Origin of the sequence: Kitasatospora sp. NPDC004614 (assembly GCF_042873675.1) — a bacterium.
Classification (GTDB): Bacteria; Actinomycetota; Actinomycetes; order Streptomycetales; family Streptomycetaceae; genus Kitasatospora.
In genome coordinates this window covers 59,448-76,256 of sequence record NZ_JBIALR010000007.1, presented here as the reverse complement: position 1 = coordinate 76,256, position 16,809 = coordinate 59,448, and the positions used below count along the sequence as shown (strand labels likewise).

Genomic DNA, 16,809 nt, shown 5'->3' with positions numbered 1-16,809 from the left:
ACGCCCATGACCTTGACCCGCCGCGCCGAATGGCTGGTGCTGCTCCTGGCCGCCATCTCCCTGACCGGCGCCGCCCTCCTCGGCCACTACGCCCTCACCCACCACGACCACCTCGCGCCCGAGGTGGGCGTCGACATGAACGGCAGGCCCGTCCAGCTCGACCCCGGCGCCGAACTCCCCCCGGAGCAGCACCGACAACAGGACGCGAAGCCCGACGGCGCAGGCCGCTTCATCGTCCCCTCGGTCGGCCTCGACGTCCCCCTGGGCACCATGAACGAGGTCGCCGGCTCGGTCGTCCCCCCTGGCTTCACCGCCGCCTACCGCATCACCAACCTCGGCACCCCCACCGCCCCCGACGAGGGCACCGTCTACGTGGCCATGCACTCCCTCCGCCGGGGCGCCGTCGGCCCCGGCAACTACCTCTTCGCCACCGAAACCGGCACCTCCAACGTCGCCCCCGGCGCCATCATCGACGTCAGCAACACCCCCTACGTCGTCGACCGGGCCACCACCATCCCCAAATCCGACCTCCCGAACGACACCACCATCTGGTCCGACATCCCCGGCCGCCTGGTCGTCCTCACCTGCCTCGAAAAACCCGACAACACCCCCGCCGTCGACAACTTCGTCATCACGGCCCACCTCGCCCCACCCGACAGCAGCGCCCAGTGAGGCAGCAGCCCCCCGGCCGAACTCCCGGCTCTCGGCCGCCGCCCAGTGTCGCTGCGCGCGTCAAGTCCGCTGCCGGTGGTCAGTCGATCCGGCGGAGAGCCTGCTGGAACGCCCTCGCGTGACCGGCTTCGTCGCGGGCGTTGTCGCGGAAGAGATCTGCCGCTTCGAGGTCACCTGCGGCTCGGGCACGCTTCGCGAAGGTCGGGTACATGAAAGTCGCCTCGTAGTTCTCGCCGGCGATGGTCCCGTGCAGGTTGGTCCGGGTGTCCTTGACGAATCCGAACAGGACGGCTTCGCCGGCGAAGTGCTCGTGCAGCTCGACCGAAGCGGTGCCGGTGAACAGTGCGGCCACCCGCGCGTCTCCGGACTGCGCGGCCTGCTCGGCAAAGGCCGTGTAGCGGGCGAAGGCGAGCGCCTCGCCGTGCAGGGCGGCGTCGAGGTTCGCCAGGGTCCGGGCCGCGTGCACCTGCGGCGGGCCTGCGGGCACCGGGACCTGGTCGGCCTGGGGCGGGGCGGGAACCTGTCCCTCTCCGGTCTGCAGGACGTGGAGCGCGGCCTTGAACGCCTCGTTGTGGCCGGCCTCGTCCTTCGCGATCTCCGCGAACAGCGCCGCCGCGTTCAGGTCGCCGTCCTGCTCGGCCTCCCGGGCGAACTGCGGATACATCGTGGTCGATTCGTACGTCTCTCCTTCGATGGCAGCAGCGAGGTTGGCCGCCTCATCGCCGATCAGGCCGTCGAGCAGTGCCTCCTCGTGGAAGTGCTCGTGGAGTTCCACCTCGGCGGTGCGGCGGTAGAGGTCCGCGACAGCGGGCAGATGCTCCCGGTCCGCCTGGTCGGCGTAGAAGGTGTAGGAGGCGTTCGCGAAGGCTTCGCCCCGCATCGAGGTCTGCAGATCGGTGAGGGTCTGCGGGTTGAGCCGGTGGACGGACTGCGGGGCGGCGACGGCGGTGGCCGGGGCGCCGACGGCCAGCAGGCAGGTCCCGATCGCGAGCAGGTGACGGACGGAAGGCAGCACGTTCTTCTCCCAATGAGAAACGGAGTGGGGGCTGCTCGCATCGAAGCAGACGCATCGTCCACGATCGAGATTTCTGCTCCGTTCGCCGTACGTCGGGGCCCGGCAGTCCGGCGGCATGTCCATGACGGACCGGCGCCCTCGCCTTTCGCGCCGGGGCGGCCCGTCGGCCAGCTCTACTCCTTCGACAGCGCGGAGCTGATCGGCGCGCCCGAGCGGCCGTCCGGCAGCGGGCACCGCGAGCTGACGGCCGCCCTGGACCACGCGGCGGCGCACGACGTACTCACCGTCGTCGCGGCCGGCAACCAGGGCCGGCTGGGCAGCTCCGTCCTGACCCGCCACCACTGGACCATCCCGGTCGTCGCCTACGACACCCGGAACCGCCCGATGGACCTCTCCGACCTCGGCAGCTCGATCGGCACCCACGGCCTCGGCGCACCGGGCCGGGCCGTGGTGCACCTGAACCCCGGCGAGCGCCCACTCGCCCTCGCGGGCACCAGCGTGGCCGTCCCCTTCGTCACCGGAACCCTCGCCCTCCTGCTCTCCTGCTTCCCCCGGGCCACCCCGTCCGAAGTCCGCGCAGCCGCCCTCCACGGCGTACGGCGCTCGGTGGTACCGCCGCTACTGAACGCCTGGACCGCGTACGAGCGCCTGCGGCGGGCGTCGACATGAACGGCCCAGCCGGTAGTTGAGCGTGCCGCAGACGACGCCGTCCCGGGCGAGCACCTCGCCGTCGTAGGCCGCCCGGCACCTCCGCCACCGATTTGTCACGGAGTTGACGCCCCGTCAGGCCATGGTCGGCAACGCCCGGGGCCGGGCGGGACCGGCATGGTGCACCAGGTGGCCGCGGTGACCTCCAGGGTCAGCAGGCGCATGGTGGTGTCGGCTTCGGGGAAGTAGCGTTCGGTCTCGCCGGTGGGGGTGAAGCCGAAGCGGGTGATCGCGCGGATCGCGTCGGTGTTCTCCAGGGACGTCATGCTCCACACCCGGGTGAGGCCGAGTTCGGCGAAGGCGAGCTTGAGCATGAGCCAGCCGATGTCGGGGGCGCAGCCCGAGCCGCGGAGGTGCCAGGCCATGGTGAAGACGCCGCAGTACCCGGTGGTGTCGTCCTCGACGGAGAGCCGGATGCCGCCGACGGGGCGGTCGTCGCCCTGGAGGCAGGCGGCCAACTGGTAGTGCCGGCGCGGTGTCTCGGCTGCGGTCGCCACGGCCTCGGCCAGCCTGCGTCGGATCCGGGTGTCGTCCATGACGCCGGTCGACAGGTGGCGCATCCCGGTGGCGTCGCCCCAGACCGGGCGCAGGGCGTCGAGGTCGTCGGCGCGGTGGTCGCGCAGCCGGACGCGGGCGGTCTCCAGGGCCGGCAGCGTCGCGGGCGGGGGCACGGGCGGGCGATTCATCGTCGGGCCCTCACGGAGTGGTGGGTGGGGCGGGAAGTCGGGCCGCCCGCCGGTGCGGGGCCGCGCGCGAGTACCGCCCGCCGCGTCCGTGCCGACTGCCGTTCGCTCGAGCACTGTTGGTCCTCCCTGGGCCTCGAAGGGGTCGGTGCTCGCAGTGAACCAGCGGTGAGTGGACATCCGATCAACACCGCCTGGTCGTGAACTTGTCGGCCCGCGCGGGCGGGGCCGCGGTTCGGGACCACGGGGGTGCGGGGGGCGGGACCGGTGGCGGGGGAAGCGGGGGCAACGGACCGAGCCCCGGTACCGCGACCCGCACGAAGCGGGTGGCGGCACCGGGGCTCTCGCGTTCGGGCCGGGATCAGTTGTGCGGGACGACCGCGACCGGCGCCTGGGCGTGGTGGATCACCGCGTGGGCGACCGGGCCGAGGTGGGCGCCGAGGCGGTGGCGGCGCCGGCGGCCGACCACCACGAGCGCGGCATCGCCGGCGGCGTCCACCACCGCGCCGGCGCCGCTGCCGATCCGGCTGTCCTCGACCACCTCGACGTCCGGGTACTTGGCGCGCCACGCGCCGAGCGCCTCGCGGAGCAGCCCGGCTTCCAGGGCGCGGAACTGCTCGGTCTCGAACTGCGGCGTCACCCAGCCCGCGTAGCCCCACACCGGCGGCGGGGTCCAGCCGTGGACGGCGCGCAGCACGGCGCCGCGGGCGGCGGCCTGCTGGAAGGCGAAGTCGACGACCTCGGCCGCCGGTTCCCGGGTGTCGACGGCGAGGACCACCTCGGCCCTGCGGCCGGCGCCGTCCGCCCGCTCGGCCCGGACCAGGACCACGGGCGCCTCGCACCGGGCCGCGGCCCCGAGGCCTATCGAGCCCACCAGCAGGCCCTCGAAGCCGCCGAGGCCCAGCGAGCCGAGCACGAGCAGCTCGGACTCGGCGGCGGCGGCGACCAGCGACGCGACGGGTGCGTCGTCCGTCAGGAGACCGGTGTGCACCTCCAGCCCGGGGTGCGTCGCGCGCACCTGCTCGGCGGCGTCGGCGAGCATTCGTTCGGTCAGGGCCCGTACTTCCGCCGGCTGGTCGGGGGCGGCGTGGATGTCGTCCTCGAAGGTCCAGGCGTGGACGATGCGCAGCGCGTGGCCTTGGCGCACCGCTTCGTCGGCCGCCCACCGCGCCGCCGCGATGCTCTCGGCCGAGCCGTCGGTGCCGGCGAGGATGTACCTGCTCATGGAAGTGCCCTGCTCTCCGTCGTTCGGCAAGCCCCGGCGTCACCGCTCGGGATCGGGTATCAGCCTCGCCGAGGACGGCCCGGGGTTCCAGGGCCTGCCGGGCGCCGCGGGCGGGGCCCAAGGTCCCGGGAGGCGCGGAGGCGTACGCCCGGACGTCCCGGTGTCGGCGCGGCGGTGGCCCCGCCGTCCGCAGGACCTTCGGCTTCGCTTGTCTGCCCCGGCAGGCCCCAGCGCGCGCCGGTCCGGGGCGGTGGAATGGTGGCAGCACGAGTCCCGGACGGCAAGGTCGGTGCCCGTCTCGTGTTCGACCTGCGCGGCCTGCCCGCGCTCCAGGCACCACCCACCGAGGAGAAGGACGTGGACAGGATGAACGGCACAGGGAGGCCGCGCCTCGTGGCCGCGGCGAACGACCGGGATCCGTCCCGGGCCGCCCTGTGGCAGGCCGCACCCACCGACGGCCCGTCCGGCGCGGCCTCGTGACCGGGGCCGGAACTCGGCGGGAGCTCCGCCCGTCCGCGGCGCGGCCCGGCCCCGCCGCCGACCGGTCCGCGGGGGCGGCCGGGGTGCCCGTCGGCGAGGCCGCCGCCCAGGACGTCGAGCAGGTGCTGAGCCGGCTGGCCGCCTCCCCGGCCGGCCTGACCGGGGTCGAGGCCGAACGCCGGCTCGCGGCGGGCGGCCCCAACGCGGTGCGCACGCACCAGGTCAAGGCCCTGGCGGTGCTCGGCCGCCAGCTGCGCAGCGCCCTGCTGCTCCTGCTGCTGGCCGCCGCGCTGGTGTCCTTCTTCTTCGGTGAGCGCACCGATGCGGTGGTCATCGGCGTCATCCTGCTGCTGAGTGTCGTGCTGGGCTTCACCAACGAGTACCGGGCCGAGCGGGCCGCCCAGGCGCTGCACTCCCGGGTGCGGCACACCGCGGTCGTCCTGCGCGACGGCCACGAGCAGGAGGTGGACGTCACCGCTCTGGTACCCGGCGACGTGGTCCGGCTGGCGCTCGGCCAGATCGTCCCGGCCGATGTCCGGTTGCTGGACTGCACCGGGCTGCAGTGCGACGAGGGCGTTCTCACGGGCGAGTCCGCGCCGGTGGCCAAGGGCCTGGCGCGGGTGGAGGAGGGGGCCGAGCTGGCGGAGCTGTCGTCGTGCGCGCTGATGGGCACGGTGGTGCACGCGGGCAGCGGCACCGGGGCGGTCGTCGCCACCGGCGGCCGCGCCGCGTTCGGGCGGATCGCGCTCGGCCTCGGCGAACGGCAGCCGGAGACGGCGTTCCAGGTGGGCCTGCGCCGTTTCTCGATGCTCCTGCTGAGGGTCGCCGCGGTCCTCACCACCGGCATCTTCGTGGTCAACACGGTGCTGCACCGGCCGCTGCTGGAAGCGCTGCTGTTCTCGCTGGCGATCGCCGTCGGGATCACCCCGCAGCTGCTGCCGGCCGTGGTCAGCACCAGCCTGGCGGCCGGCTCCCGCCGCCTCGCGGCCCGGGACGTCCTGGTCAAGCGCCTGGTGTGCATCGAGGACCTCGGCGACCTGGACGTCCTGGTGACCGACAAGACCGGCACCCTCACCGAGGGCCGGATCACCTTCGAGAGCGCCCTCGATCCGGCCGGGACCGCCCGCGACGAGGTGCTGCTGCTCGGCCTGCTCGCCACCGAGGGGGACCTCGACGGCGACCACCTGGGGGACAACCCGCTGGACACCGCGCTCTGGCAGGCCCCCCGAGCCGCCCGGCTGGCAGCCGGGCACCGGCGGCTCGCCGCCCTCCCCTTCGACCACGAGCGCCAGCTCTCCTCCGCCCTCGTCCGGCGGCCCGACGGCAGCCCGGTGCTCGTCACCAAGGGCGCGCCGGAGCAGGTGCTGGCCAGGTGCGTGGACGTCCCCGCGACGGCCGCGCCCGTCCTGGACGGGCTGTTCGCCGCCGGTGACCGGGTCGTGGCGGTGGCCGCCAGGCCGGCCGGGGAGCTGCTCACGATCACGGGGGCCGACGAGACCGGGCTGCGGCTGGCCGGGTTCCTGGTCTTCCGCGACCCGCCCAAGCAGGATGCCGCGGAGTCGCTGCGCCGCCTCGCCGGCCTCGGCATCACCGTCAAGATCTGCACCGGCGACAACCCGGTCGTGGCCGAGAAGGTCTGCGCCGACCTGGGCCTGCCCGCCGGCGCCACGCTCACCGGCCGGGACATCGGCGCCCTGGACGACGAGCGGCTGGCCGCGGCCGCCGCGGACGCCACCGTGTTCGCCCGGGTGTCCCCGGAGGACAAGGCCCGGGTGGTGCGCGCGCTGCGCGGCAGCGGCCGGTCGGTGGGCTTCCTCGGCGACGGCGTCAACGACGCGCTGGCGCTGCACGCCGCCGACATCGGCATCTCGGTGGACAGCGCCACGGACGTGGCCAAGGACGCCGCCGACGCCGTCCTGCTGAAGAAGGACCTCGGCGTGCTCGCCGAGGGGGTCGCCGAGGGCAGGCGGATCTTCGCCAACACCATCAAGTACGTGCTGATGGGGACGTCCAGCAACTTCGGCAACATGTTCAGCGCGGCCGGGGCCTCGCTGGCGCTGTCGTTCCTGCCGATGCTGCCCTCGCAGATCCTGCTCAACAACCTGCTCTACGACACCGGCCAGCTCACCATCCCCACCGACCGGGTCGACGAGGAGCAGCTGCGCGCGCCCGCGCACTGGGACATCTCGTTCATCCGCCGCTTCATGCTGTGGTTCGGTCCGGCCAGCTCGCTCTTCGACTTCCTGACGTTCTGGGTGATGCTCGGTGTGTTCCACGCGGACGCGGCGCTGTTCCGCTCCGGCTGGTTCGTGGAGTCCCTCGCCACCCAGACCCTGGTGATCTTCGCGATCCGCACCCGGCGGATCCCGTTCCTGCGGAGCCGCCCGAGCATTCCGCTGCTGGTGGCGTCGCTGGGGGTGGTGGCGGTGGGCGTGGCGCTGCCGTTCTCGCCGGCCGCCGCGACGCTCGGCTTCACTCCCCTCCCGCCGGCCTTCTTCCTGGCCCTGGCCGGGATGGTGGTCACCTATCTGGTGCTGATCGAAGGCGTCAAGCGGTGGTTCTTCTCCCGCCCCGTCACCCCTGTGGCGGCGCTGCCCGCACCCCGCCGGCGGCAGCGCGAGCACCGCATCCACCGCCGGGCCGGGCGCTTCAGCCACCCCGGTCCGCTGCACTGAACCCGGCGCGTGCGTCGCGGACGGGCGGCGCGTGCGTCGCGGACGGGCGGCGCGTGCGTCGCGGACGGGCGGGGTCAGCCGGCCGCGGCGAGGCCGTACTGCCAGAGGCTGTTGACGCGGCTGCGCTCGGTGGCGTTCGGGTACGGGTTGGTGCACGAGGTGCCGGGGCCGCCGCCGGACATCAGCTCGCTGCACGGGCCGGAGTAGTGGTCGGGCAGGCCGAGCACGTGGCCGGTCTCGTGGGCGGTGACGCGCACCGAGCTGTACTGCCGGTTCTGCGCGTAGTCGAGGAAGATGTAGCCGCTGCCGTGGCCGTCGGTGGAGGCGTAGGAGCCGCGGGAGTCGTTGCCCTCATAGTAGCGGAAGTCGGCGTTGCTGCCGGAGCGGAGCTGGACGTTGCTGACCGAGGAGTTCCAGATCTGCGCGGCCTGGGATATGACGGTGCGGAAGGTCGGGGCCGAGCTGGCGTCGTAGGTGACGGTGACGGCCATCAGGTAGGGGTTGGCGGCCTGCTTGGCCCGGGCCGACTTCATCACTGCCTCGTAGAACGCCTTGTTGTTGGCGTCCTCGGAGGACTTGGCGGCGATGCCCGCGGACGGGGTGTAGCCCTGGGTGGTGGTGGCCGCGGCGGCGGGCACGGCGGCGGTGCCGGCCGCGAGGACCAGTCCGAGGGCAGCGGCGAGCACGGTCATGGAGCGGTTCATGTGGGGACTCCATTTCGCGGGTCCCGGGGCCGTGGGGAGGGCCGTGTCCGGGACGCGGTGACGAGTTGTTGCACCGAGCTTGGGGCAGGGCGGGCGGGGCGCGGAGATGGCAACCGGCGATAGGCGGGGGCAATACCCTTGCGGGGCCCTTGATTTGACGCTCCATGAGCGGAGCTTGACATGCCCTTGGCAGGCTGTGGACGCCTGGCTATGCTCCCGTGATGGAGCTCGACGTCCGACACCTGCGGGTGCTGTGCGCGATCGCGGACACCGGCAGCGTCCGAAAGGCCGCCCGTCGACTCGGCATGGCCCAGCCGTCGCTGACCACCCAACTGCACCGCATCGAACGGGCCATCGGCGGACGGCTGTTCACCCGCGAACAGACCGGCAGCCGCCCCACCGCCCTCGGCCACTCGGTGCTCTCCCGCGCCCGGCCCGTGATCACCGGGATGGACGCCCTGGTCGCCGCCGCCCGCGCCGAAGCCGCCGGACCGGGCCGCCGCCGACTGCGGATCGGCAGCGTCGGCAGCCGCGCGGTCGCCGCCTGGCTGCGCCGCATCCACGACCGGCTCCCCGAGACCGACACCACCATCCACATCGACATCTCGGCGATCGCCCTGATCCACCTGGTCGCCGTCGAACAGCTCGACATCGCCTTCGTCCACGAGAGCGAGGGCTTTCCGCTACAGGTGCCGCCCGGCACCGAGCAGCGGGTGCTGGTCGCCCGCGAGCCCCAGTTCGTCGCCCTCGCCGAGACCCACCCCGCCGCCGGCCGACCGGTCGTCACCCTCGCCGACCTCGCCCACGACACCTGGATGGTCGACCCGACCGCCGACCACGAATACGCCGCCCTGCGCCGGGTCTTCGCCGAGGCCGGACTCGACCCGCGCGTCGTCCAGGTCCGCGACAACGCCACCGCCGCCGAACTCGTCGCCTCCGGCGAAGCCGTCCGCCCCTGCCAGCCCACCTCACCGCCCGGCCCCGGCACCGTCCTGCGCCCCGTCCACGGCGACCCCCTCGCCGTCCGTCTCCTCCTCACCTGGCGCCCCGACACCGTCGGCGGGCCCGCACTCGACGGCCTCTGGATCGACCTCTGCCACGCCTACCTCGACCTGGCCAGCATCAACCCCGCCTACCGCGCCTGGCTCCGCCACCACAACCGCTCCCTGCACACCCTCCTCGCCCCGACAGCCTGATATCCGCGCCCGGCCGGGCCGGGGACCGAAGTAGAGGTCGGCGTGCGTCAGGCGAGGGTGCAGTCGAGCAGGCGGCCGCACTCGGTGCCGACCAGCAGCCGGCCGGGCGCGGTGACGGTGAGGGCTGTCGGCGCCAGCGGGGCCCCGCGCAGGGTGAGGCGGACCCACTCGCGCAGGGTGCCGTCGGCCAGCGAGAGCGCCAGCAGATCGCCGTTCTCGTAGCCGGCGTACGCGGCCGTGTCGTCGGTGTCGAGGACGACGGCCGGTCCATCGGTGCGGAACACCCAGCGCGTGGCACCGTCGGCCGGGTCGCGGCGCGCCACGTAGCAGTCGCCGGGGCGGCGTCCTTCCCGGCGCCACCGCGCGCCGGCCTGCAGCAGATCGCCGCCGGGGAGTTCCACGCCCGGGCCGCCGTCGTGGTCCTCGCCGGGTGCGAGGGCGAGCGGGAACAGCGGGTGCGGCGGGGCCCAGACCGGCTCGAGCAACCTCCCCGGTTCACCGACCGGAGGTGACCCCGGGACGAACGGTTCCTCCGCGCCGGGCAGCGGGACAGGGGCCGTCGCGCCCACCCACCGCTCGCTCTCCCGGCCGGGGCCCTCAAGTGCGCGGAAAGTGGTGGTGAGCGTCCCGCCACCGCGCCGGACCCGGAGGCCGCCGCGCGGAACGAGGACCGGGAGCCCCTCGGGGCCGAGGTGCAGGCCGGCCGGGGCGGACAGCCGCACCCGGGCGGTCCGGGTGCCGTTCGACAGGTCGATTCGGCTGACCGAATCAGGAACACCCGACACGTGCCACGGACCGGCATGCACCCACGCCGACCGCTGGTCGGGCGCCACCGCGAGCTGCATGCCGCCGCAGGCGATCACCGGGACCGACCAGGACAGCTCGCCGGACGGCAGCCGGCACTCCAGCAGCACGCCGTCCAAGGAGGCCAACAGCCGCCCGTCGTCCAGCAGTTCGACCTCATGGACAAGGCTCCTGAGGTCGCGCCCGGGGCCGTACCGATCGAGCACCGCCGCCGGGTCCGGTGGCCGGTGCGCCGCCAACGGGCGGGTCCTCGAATTGCCCAGTTCCGCACCGCGCACCGAACGCGGCTCCAAGGCGCGCCAATCGGTCCGGTGGAGGTCCACCAGGTGCTCCACCTGCGGTACCCACGAATCCTTCATGACCGGCTCCAGGTACAGGCGCAACGACTGCCCGTCCAACCACTCCACCTCGCGCACGGTGCGCCCGTTCGGATCGCGGAACGCCGACACGGCCGGCCCGGATTCGAGGTCCAGCAACAGGAGTTCACCCTTGTTGAGGAGCCCGCCGTCGTACTCGCCGGTGCCGACCGCGAGCAGCGGCAGCTCCGGATGGAACGCCAGCGCGTTGACGGGAAACCGCGAGCGCAGCACCGCGACGCACGTCAGATCGGAGGTGCGGTACACAGCCATGGGCGCGGGCCGACCGCGCCGGACGTAGCCGGCCACCGCGAGCAGGCCGCGCCGCTCGTCCACCACCGCCACCCGAGGCGTGCCGACCTCGGCGAACGGACGGTCGGCGAGAACACGGTCGATGCGCAGGGCCACGGGGCTGATCGTCGCAGACGCCGGACGGTTCGTCAGCCCATTATCAACCGGGCCTGTACGCGGCAGGTGCCGGCTGATCAGAACAGGTCCGCGAGCCACGGACGGCGGTCCCCGCCCATGGCCGCGAGCAGGTCCAGCCCGCGGTGCTCGGCGCCCGCGCGATGCAGGAGTTCACCGGCTCCGAGGGCACCCGTGAACCAGGACGTGAAGAGGCCGACGGGGAGGTGCGGTCTGCCTCGCCCTGAAGAGCGCGGAACACACCCTGCTCCCCTGAACCCCCACACGCCCGGAAAGTTCCGATTCGGCGGCGGTCTGCTGCGGTTGCAGCTCTCGTCTTCGACCAGCCCGGCGTTCAACGGTGTTCAGGATTCTCGAAGTCGAAGCGGCAGCCGGCGTCCCATTCGGAGCGCTGGTTGCCGTGCGCCGGGATGCCGCCCGCGTCCTTGAGCATCCGCGCCAGGTGCAGCTGGTTCCACGTCATGAACGTCGTGTTGCGGTTGGTGAAGTCGTTCTCCGGCCCGCCCGATCCCTCGTCCAGGTAGGACGGCCCGGGCCCGGCCTCCCCCACCCAGCCCGCGTCGGCCTGGGGCGGAATCACGAACCCCAGGTGCTGGAGGCTGTAGAGGACGTTCATCGCGCAGTGCTTGGCGCCGTCCTCGTTGCCGGTGATCAGGCAGCCGCCGAAGCGGCCGTAATAGGCGTACTGGCCATGGGAGTTGAGGATGGAGGAGCAGGCGTACAGCCGCTCGACGACCTGCTTCATCACCGAAGAGTTGTCGCCGAGCCAGACCTGCGGAACACTCTGACACCATAGCTGACCTGCGGGAAGACATTGAGAAGCTGTGCGAGAGCGCCGCGCCGATGCGCGGCCGGAGACCACACGCGTACGCCGTCGCGTACGACCCGACCGCCCTGCCGGAGCCACCCCGTGACGTTCCAACCGCCCGCTCCGCCCGCCTTCGCCGACAGCACACCCCGCCAGAAGGCCGCGCGGGTCGTCACGGACGTCCTTGCCCCTGCCAACCTGGTGATCGTGCTCCTGCTGCTGATCGGCCGGCACAGCACCCGCTCCTGGTCGGGCCTCGGCTGGGGGCTGCTGGCCGCGCTCTTCTGCGGCGTTGTCCCGATAAGCATCATCGCGCTCGGTGTGAAACGCGGCGGTCTCACCGACAGGCATATTCGCGTCCGCCGTCAGCGACTCCTGCCGATGGTGCTCAGCCTGGTGTCGGTCGCCACCGGCATCATCCTGCTGTACGCCTTCGGCGCCCCGTCCGAGGTGTCCGCGCTGGTCGTCGCGATGCTCGTGGGGCTGGCCTCCACCCTCCTCGTCACCACCGGCTGGCAGATCTCGATCCACAACAGCGTCGCGGGCGGCACCGTCATGATCCTCGTGCTCACCCTCGGCCCCTGGCTGCTGCTCACCACGCTCGGCGCTGCGGCGATCGGCTGGTCCCGCACGGTCCTCAAGGCCCACACCCTCGCGCAGATCCTGGCCGGCACCGCCCTCGGCGGCGTCGCAGCCCTGGTCTTCGATCTCCTGCGCTGAACCGTCGGAGCACCCTCACCCGGGGCGTCCGAAGTGGGGCCGCCCAGCAGGCCACTTCGGACGTCCCCTTTCGGAATCGGCTTCCTCGGAGGGAAGTTGCCCGCTTGGCTACTCGGGGCCCCTGCCGTCCTCGCCAGGAGCGAAGTAGTCGCCGAGCATGTCGGTGGTCCACTGCGCCTGGTGGATCTCCCCGCGGGGGCCGAAGTCGACGAACCACGGCTTCACGTCGAGGATCGAGGTGCCGTCGACGGCGTCGAGGTCCTCGACGTGGAGGTCCAGGCCGTCGACCTTGAGCAGGCGGCAGCGCGAGACGCCGAGCCAGTTCAGGCGGCGCATGTTGCGGTGGCCGAAAATGCCGACCTCGGGCCAGTCGGGGTTGTCGCGCGGGCGGCGGGCGCCGAGGTTGAGGTCGGTTGGGTCGGTGAGGTGGAAGCGGAAGACGACCTCCAGATGGGAGAAGTCTTCGAGCCCCTTGGTGGCGTCGGGGGTGAAGCGGGTGCCGTCGAGTCGGATGATCGCCCGGGTGCCGCCCCAGAAGTCGTCGGTGGGCTCGGTGCGGCCGCCCACCACGTGGCCGAGCGCCTCGACTTCGAACACCTCGCGGTCGGTCATGATCGGTTCTCCTCCTGCGGTCGAGGTGGTGACGGTACGTCGGTTCACGCGGTGGCTTCCAGGTAGGCTGCCGCCCGGCTGTCGACCCGGTCGATGCTGCGGATGCCACGCTGCCGGAACGGCGAGAGGGCGGTGCGCATGTGCGTGGCGGTCTGCCGGGTGCGCCCGGACCGGACGGGCTCCATCGCGTCCAGCGCGTCCGACCAGACGGCGCAGGCTTCCTCGATGTTCTTGAGCCGGACGTGGACAGCACCCAGGTAGCCGAGGGTAACGGCGTGCGTCCGGGCGAACGAGCTGGCCTTGCGGGTCTCGACGCTGTGCCGGAACTCCTTCAGCGCACCGGCGAGATCGCCTATGTCACGCAGGGCGGAGGCGGTCTCGTGCGCGAGACTCGCCTCGCCGAAGAAGAACACCCGGGCCGGTTCGTCGTCACCCGGCGCCGCGGCGGCGAGGTCACGCTGGGCCTGGAGCAGGGCGCCGGTAGCGGCCGTGTGCCGGCCGGTCGCCGCCAGACCCCGGGCGTGGATCACCCCGAGCAGCGCGCGTTCGCGCGGGCAGGCGAGCGCGTACCGGTCTCCGCCGATGGACGCCGTGGCGAGGTCGAGCGCCTGCTTCGGGTGCCCGAGGTCGAGTGCCTGGTGGGCCATCGCTCGCAGGACGTGGCCGGCCATCGCCGGGTCGTCCGCCTCCGCCGCCAGCCGGACCGCCTGGCCGAAGTAGGTCTGGGCTGCGGCGTGGTCGGCGCTGTCGAAAGCCATCCAGCCTGCCACGTAGGCGAGTTCGGCCGCGGCGGAGAACATCTGCCGACGCGTCCGCTCCGAGGCGAAGGTGCCCTTCAGGAACCGTGCGACGTCGCTCGTGAGGTACTGCACCACGGCGGTGCGGGCGTGGCCGCCGCCGCGTCGCTGGTCGACCTGGGAGAACAGGCCGGTCATGTCGCGGACCGCCTCGACGTCCGCTTCACCGACCCGTCGGCCACCGGCTCGTCCGCGTGCCTCGCCCGTGCGCACCATCGACTCCCACCAGCTCTCGGTGGGAAGTGCGAGCGCGCCGACGGAGTAGGCCATCAGCTGGAGGGCGGTGCTGCGATCCACTTCCACGTCGTCCACGTCGATTCGTCGGAGATCGGCCAGGACGCTCAGCGTATCCAAGCTCCAGTCCCGAAGATCGCCCACCTCTTCGGCCAGGCCGAGGTCGGCCGGGGTGAGGGTCCGCCCGAGCCGGCGAGACAGCACGGCGGCGAGGTAGGACGGCATGTCCCCCGACGGCACCACGCTGTAGCGCACCCAGTGGCTGATCAACGACTTGCCCGGGCGGGCGTCGTCACCGTGTCGACCTGCGACGATGCCCAGCTCCAGGGCCAGGCGGTCGTACGTCATCCGGGATTCCCTGATGGCCTGCCGTAGGCGCTCGTTGACCCGAACTTCCTTCGCCATCACGTCCCCTGACTTCCCGTTAAACGGGTTAAACCGCTGGGAGTGGCCAACACCTTACTCCCAGTCGCCAACCACGGTTGTCTTGAGCAAGCGGGCGGCACCGTCCGAACACCAACTGCCGGGAACAACCGTGCGGTTCGTGGGGCAGCGACCGGAGACGGCGGAGGGAGCGGGCGTGGACGTGACAGTACAGGAGCTCCGGCTGTGGGAGCAGAAGTTTCCGGCGACAGTGGCATCGGCCCGACTGGCCCGTGGCGCTGTTCGGCGGACCCTCCTGGGTTGGGGGTGGGCTCCGGAGCGCATCGACGACATGGTCCTGATCTGCTCGGAGCTGGTCACCAACGCCATCCGCCACGCCTGCCGTGACGGCGAGGTCGTACCCGTGCGGCTCCAGGAGATCGAAGGTGACTGCTGGTTGGAGGTCCGCGACAACCGGTCCGAACTCCGACCGCGTCCGCGCCCCGCAGGTGTGCGCGTGGACGGGCAGGGGCTTCTGCTGGTTGCCGATCTGTCCGATGACTGGGGTGTGACGGTCGATCTCGGCTCGAAGACCGTGTGGGCCCGGCTGTCGGGGCAGCCGCAGCACTCGGGTGCCGGAGAGGCCGCTTGAGTGGGCGCGCGCCTCGAAGGACGGCTGCCCGGTGTTCGCATCGCTCGGCGACGGCGGCCTGGCGCTGCGGTGTGCTGCTCCGGGCGTGCGCTTATGACTTTTCCGCAAAGGGAGTTGGGACGTGGCCATGTCCCCACTCCGGAACGGTGCCGCACCCATGCGGCAGATCAAGAGGAGAATGATGTCCACCTTGGCAGATCCCGTCGGCCGACCGTTGCCGGACGAGGACGAGGCGCTGCGCGTGGCGATGGTCGAGGCGCTGCGGGCAGCGGGCTCGGTGCGCTCGGCTGCCGTCGCGGCCGCGCTGCTGGCCGTGCCCCGGCATGTGTTCGTGCCGGAGGCAACGTTGGCGGAGGCGTACGAGCCCGAGCGGGCGCTGGTGACCAAGCGGAACGAGTACGGGCTGGCCGTCAGCTCGGTGTCGGCCGCGCGGATCCAGGCGCAGATGCTGGAACAGGCGGACGTGCGGCCGGGGATGCGGGCGCTGGAGATCGGGTCGGGCGGCTACAACGCGGCGCTGATCGCCGAACTCGTCGGCCCGACAGGTGAGGTGGTGACGGTCGACATCGACCCGTTCGTCACCGAGCGCGCGGAGAAGTACCTCGCGGAGGCCGGGTACGAGCGGGTGCGGGTGGTGCTTGCGGACGGCTCCGAGCCGGTGGAGGGCGGCCCATTCGACCGAATCATCGTCACCGTCGGGGCTTGGGACCTGCCGCCAGCGTGGACCGGAGCTCTCGCCGAGGGCGGCACGATCACCGTGCCGCTGCGGATGCACGGGCTGACCCGCTCGATCACCTTCCGCCGGGAGGGCGAGCGGCTGGTGAGCGTGTCCGCCACGGTCTCCGGCTTCGTCAAGATCCAGGGTGCGGACGCGCACGACGAGTTCCTGGTGCTGCCGCGCGGCACGAAGGAGATCGGGCTGCGCTTCGACGAGCTGGAACGCCCGGACACCAGCCGTCTGGGAGGCGCGCTGGAGACGCCCCGCACCGAGTGGTGGACCCGGGTGACGATCGGCAACCAGGAGCCCTTCGACTCCCTGTACCTGTGGCTGGCCAGCGTGCTGCCCGGGTTCGGCCTGATGTCCGTCAACCCGGAGCTGGACACCAAGACGGTCGCCCCGGCAAACCGCATGGCGTGCCCGGTGATCGTGGACGGCGACAGCCTCGCCTACCTCGCGCTGCGCAAGATCAGCGAGGACCCGGTGACGTACGAGTTCGGCGCGCACGGCTTCGGTCCCGAAGGGGGAGCCCTGGCTGCCCTGATCAACACCGAGGTGCGCAAGTGGGACCGCGAGCACTGCATCGGTGACGGTCCGGTCTTCACCGCCCAGCCGATCGATACCCCCAACGACCAGCTCCCGGACGGGCTGGTTGTCGACAAGACCCACGTCCGGCTCACGATCTCCTGGCCGTAACCCGCGACCAGGCCCTGCACCACCGACTCAAGGAGGAAGCACCATGACCCAGGCCCTCACCGGCACCGCCGCCGCGAGCGACTTCGAGCTCGACGTGACGATCGTCGAGGGCGCCGACCCGGTGGCCGCGCTGCTGCGCTCCACCGACGACGGCTGCGGCAGCACCTGCTCGGGCACCGCCTGCACCTCGTTCGGCGGCAACGTCTGACAGCCCCTCTCCCCGTGTGACCTGGGCCCGGCGTGCGGCCGTCAAGCCGCCGCACGG

The 16,809-nt window shown here is 72.5% G+C and carries 16 protein-coding genes and 1 pseudogene; 9 read left to right on the top strand and 8 right to left on the bottom strand.

The features are described from left to right. The first annotated feature begins 6 nt into the window (after positions 1–6). Positions 7–672 carry a class F sortase gene (locus ACFYST_RS17355; protein WP_387863170.1) on the top strand — a complete coding sequence of 222 codons (666 nt, stop codon included), beginning with the start codon at positions 7–9 and terminating at the stop codon, positions 670–672. 79 nt (positions 673–751) lie between these two features. Here the strand turns inward: ACFYST_RS17355 and ACFYST_RS17350 are convergent, their stop codons facing one another. Further along, positions 752–1,687, bottom strand: a complete 936-nt coding sequence (locus ACFYST_RS17350) for a rubrerythrin family protein (RefSeq protein WP_387642614.1) — start codon at positions 1,685–1,687, stop codon at positions 752–754. Between the two features lie 24 nt (positions 1,688–1,711). On the opposite strand from ACFYST_RS17350, the gene ACFYST_RS17345 reads away from it, so the two are divergent. Continuing rightward, positions 1,712–2,356: a S8 family serine peptidase gene (locus ACFYST_RS17345; protein WP_387863168.1), complete on the top strand. Its 645-nt coding sequence runs from the start codon at positions 1,712–1,714 to the stop codon at positions 2,354–2,356. A gap of 95 nt (positions 2,357–2,451) precedes the next feature. On the opposite strand, the gene ACFYST_RS17340 is transcribed toward ACFYST_RS17345, so the two are convergent. Then, entirely contained in the window at positions 2,452–3,081 is a 630-nt protein-coding gene (locus tag ACFYST_RS17340) for a GNAT family N-acetyltransferase (RefSeq protein ID WP_387863165.1), read from the bottom strand. A 358-nt stretch (positions 3,082–3,439) separates the two neighbouring features. Further along, positions 3,440–4,303 (bottom strand): universal stress protein, encoded by an 864-nt coding sequence (locus ACFYST_RS17335; protein ID WP_387863162.1) that lies wholly within the window; start codon positions 4,301–4,303, stop codon positions 3,440–3,442. 255 nt (positions 4,304–4,558) lie between these two features. Between ACFYST_RS17335 and ACFYST_RS17330 the strand changes: the two genes are divergently transcribed. Both ACFYST_RS17330 and mgtA read left to right on the top strand, forming a co-directional pair. After that, a complete protein-coding gene (locus ACFYST_RS17330) occupies positions 4,559–4,783 on the top strand; it encodes a hypothetical protein (RefSeq protein ID WP_387863159.1) in 225 nt (74 codons plus the stop codon). After that, complete coding sequence (mgtA, locus tag ACFYST_RS17325) at positions 4,780–7,458, top strand: magnesium-translocating P-type ATPase (protein WP_387863156.1); 2,679 nt, start codon at positions 4,780–4,782, stop codon at positions 7,456–7,458. Before ACFYST_RS17330 ends, mgtA begins: the two co-directional genes overlap by 4 nt. Before the next feature lie 74 nt (positions 7,459–7,532). On the opposite strand, the gene snpA is transcribed toward mgtA, so the two are convergent. Beyond that, on the bottom strand, positions 7,533–8,162 hold the full coding sequence (snpA, locus tag ACFYST_RS17320; protein WP_387642624.1) for a snapalysin: 630 nt from the start codon (positions 8,160–8,162) through the stop codon (positions 7,533–7,535). Between the two features lie 221 nt (positions 8,163–8,383). Here snpA and ACFYST_RS17315 point away from each other — a divergent pair, with 221 nt between their 5' ends. Next, positions 8,384–9,358 (top strand): LysR family transcriptional regulator, encoded by a 975-nt coding sequence (locus ACFYST_RS17315; protein ID WP_387642625.1) that lies wholly within the window; start codon positions 8,384–8,386, stop codon positions 9,356–9,358. Between the two features lie 47 nt (positions 9,359–9,405). On the opposite strand, the gene ACFYST_RS17310 is transcribed toward ACFYST_RS17315, so the two are convergent. Together ACFYST_RS17310 and ACFYST_RS17305 are read right to left on the bottom strand one after the other, a co-directional pair. Continuing rightward, positions 9,406–10,926, bottom strand: coding sequence for a hypothetical protein (locus tag ACFYST_RS17310; RefSeq protein ID WP_387863153.1), 1,521 nt, complete (start codon positions 10,924–10,926; stop codon positions 9,406–9,408). A 352-nt stretch (positions 10,927–11,278) separates the two neighbouring features. Further along, a pseudogene (locus tag ACFYST_RS17305) lies at positions 11,279–11,716 on the bottom strand (flavodoxin family protein); the annotation flags it as partial. A gap of 138 nt (positions 11,717–11,854) precedes the next feature. Here ACFYST_RS17305 and ACFYST_RS17300 point away from each other — a divergent pair. Next, positions 11,855–12,472, top strand: coding sequence for a hypothetical protein (locus tag ACFYST_RS17300; RefSeq protein WP_387863151.1), 618 nt, complete (start codon positions 11,855–11,857; stop codon positions 12,470–12,472). Positions 12,473–12,580: 108 nt separating this feature from the next. On the opposite strand, the gene ACFYST_RS17295 is transcribed toward ACFYST_RS17300, so the two are convergent. Beyond that, positions 12,581–13,084 (bottom strand): TrmO family methyltransferase, encoded by a 504-nt coding sequence (locus tag ACFYST_RS17295; RefSeq protein WP_387863148.1) that lies wholly within the window; start codon positions 13,082–13,084, stop codon positions 12,581–12,583. A 44-nt stretch (positions 13,085–13,128) separates the two neighbouring features. Further along, positions 13,129–14,463 carry a Tat pathway signal protein gene (locus tag ACFYST_RS17290; RefSeq protein ID WP_387863145.1) on the bottom strand — a complete coding sequence of 445 codons (1,335 nt, stop codon included), beginning with the start codon at positions 14,461–14,463 and terminating at the stop codon, positions 13,129–13,131. Between the two features lie 232 nt (positions 14,464–14,695). Here ACFYST_RS17290 and ACFYST_RS17285 point away from each other — a divergent pair, with 232 nt between their 5' ends. The 3 genes from ACFYST_RS17285 (at position 14,696) to ACFYST_RS17275 (ending at position 16,752) form a co-directional block, all read left to right on the top strand. Beyond that, complete coding sequence (locus ACFYST_RS17285) at positions 14,696–15,130, top strand: ATP-binding protein (RefSeq protein ID WP_387863144.1); 435 nt, start codon at positions 14,696–14,698, stop codon at positions 15,128–15,130. A gap of 190 nt (positions 15,131–15,320) precedes the next feature. Continuing rightward, a complete protein-coding gene (gene fxlM / locus ACFYST_RS17280; protein ID WP_387863142.1) occupies positions 15,321–16,544 on the top strand; it encodes a methyltransferase, FxLD system in 1,224 nt (407 codons plus the stop codon). A 43-nt stretch (positions 16,545–16,587) separates the two neighbouring features. Next, positions 16,588–16,752 carry an FxLD family lanthipeptide gene (locus ACFYST_RS17275; protein ID WP_363452299.1) on the top strand — a complete coding sequence of 55 codons (165 nt, stop codon included), beginning with the start codon at positions 16,588–16,590 and terminating at the stop codon, positions 16,750–16,752. Positions 16,753–16,809: the final 57 nt, after the last annotated feature.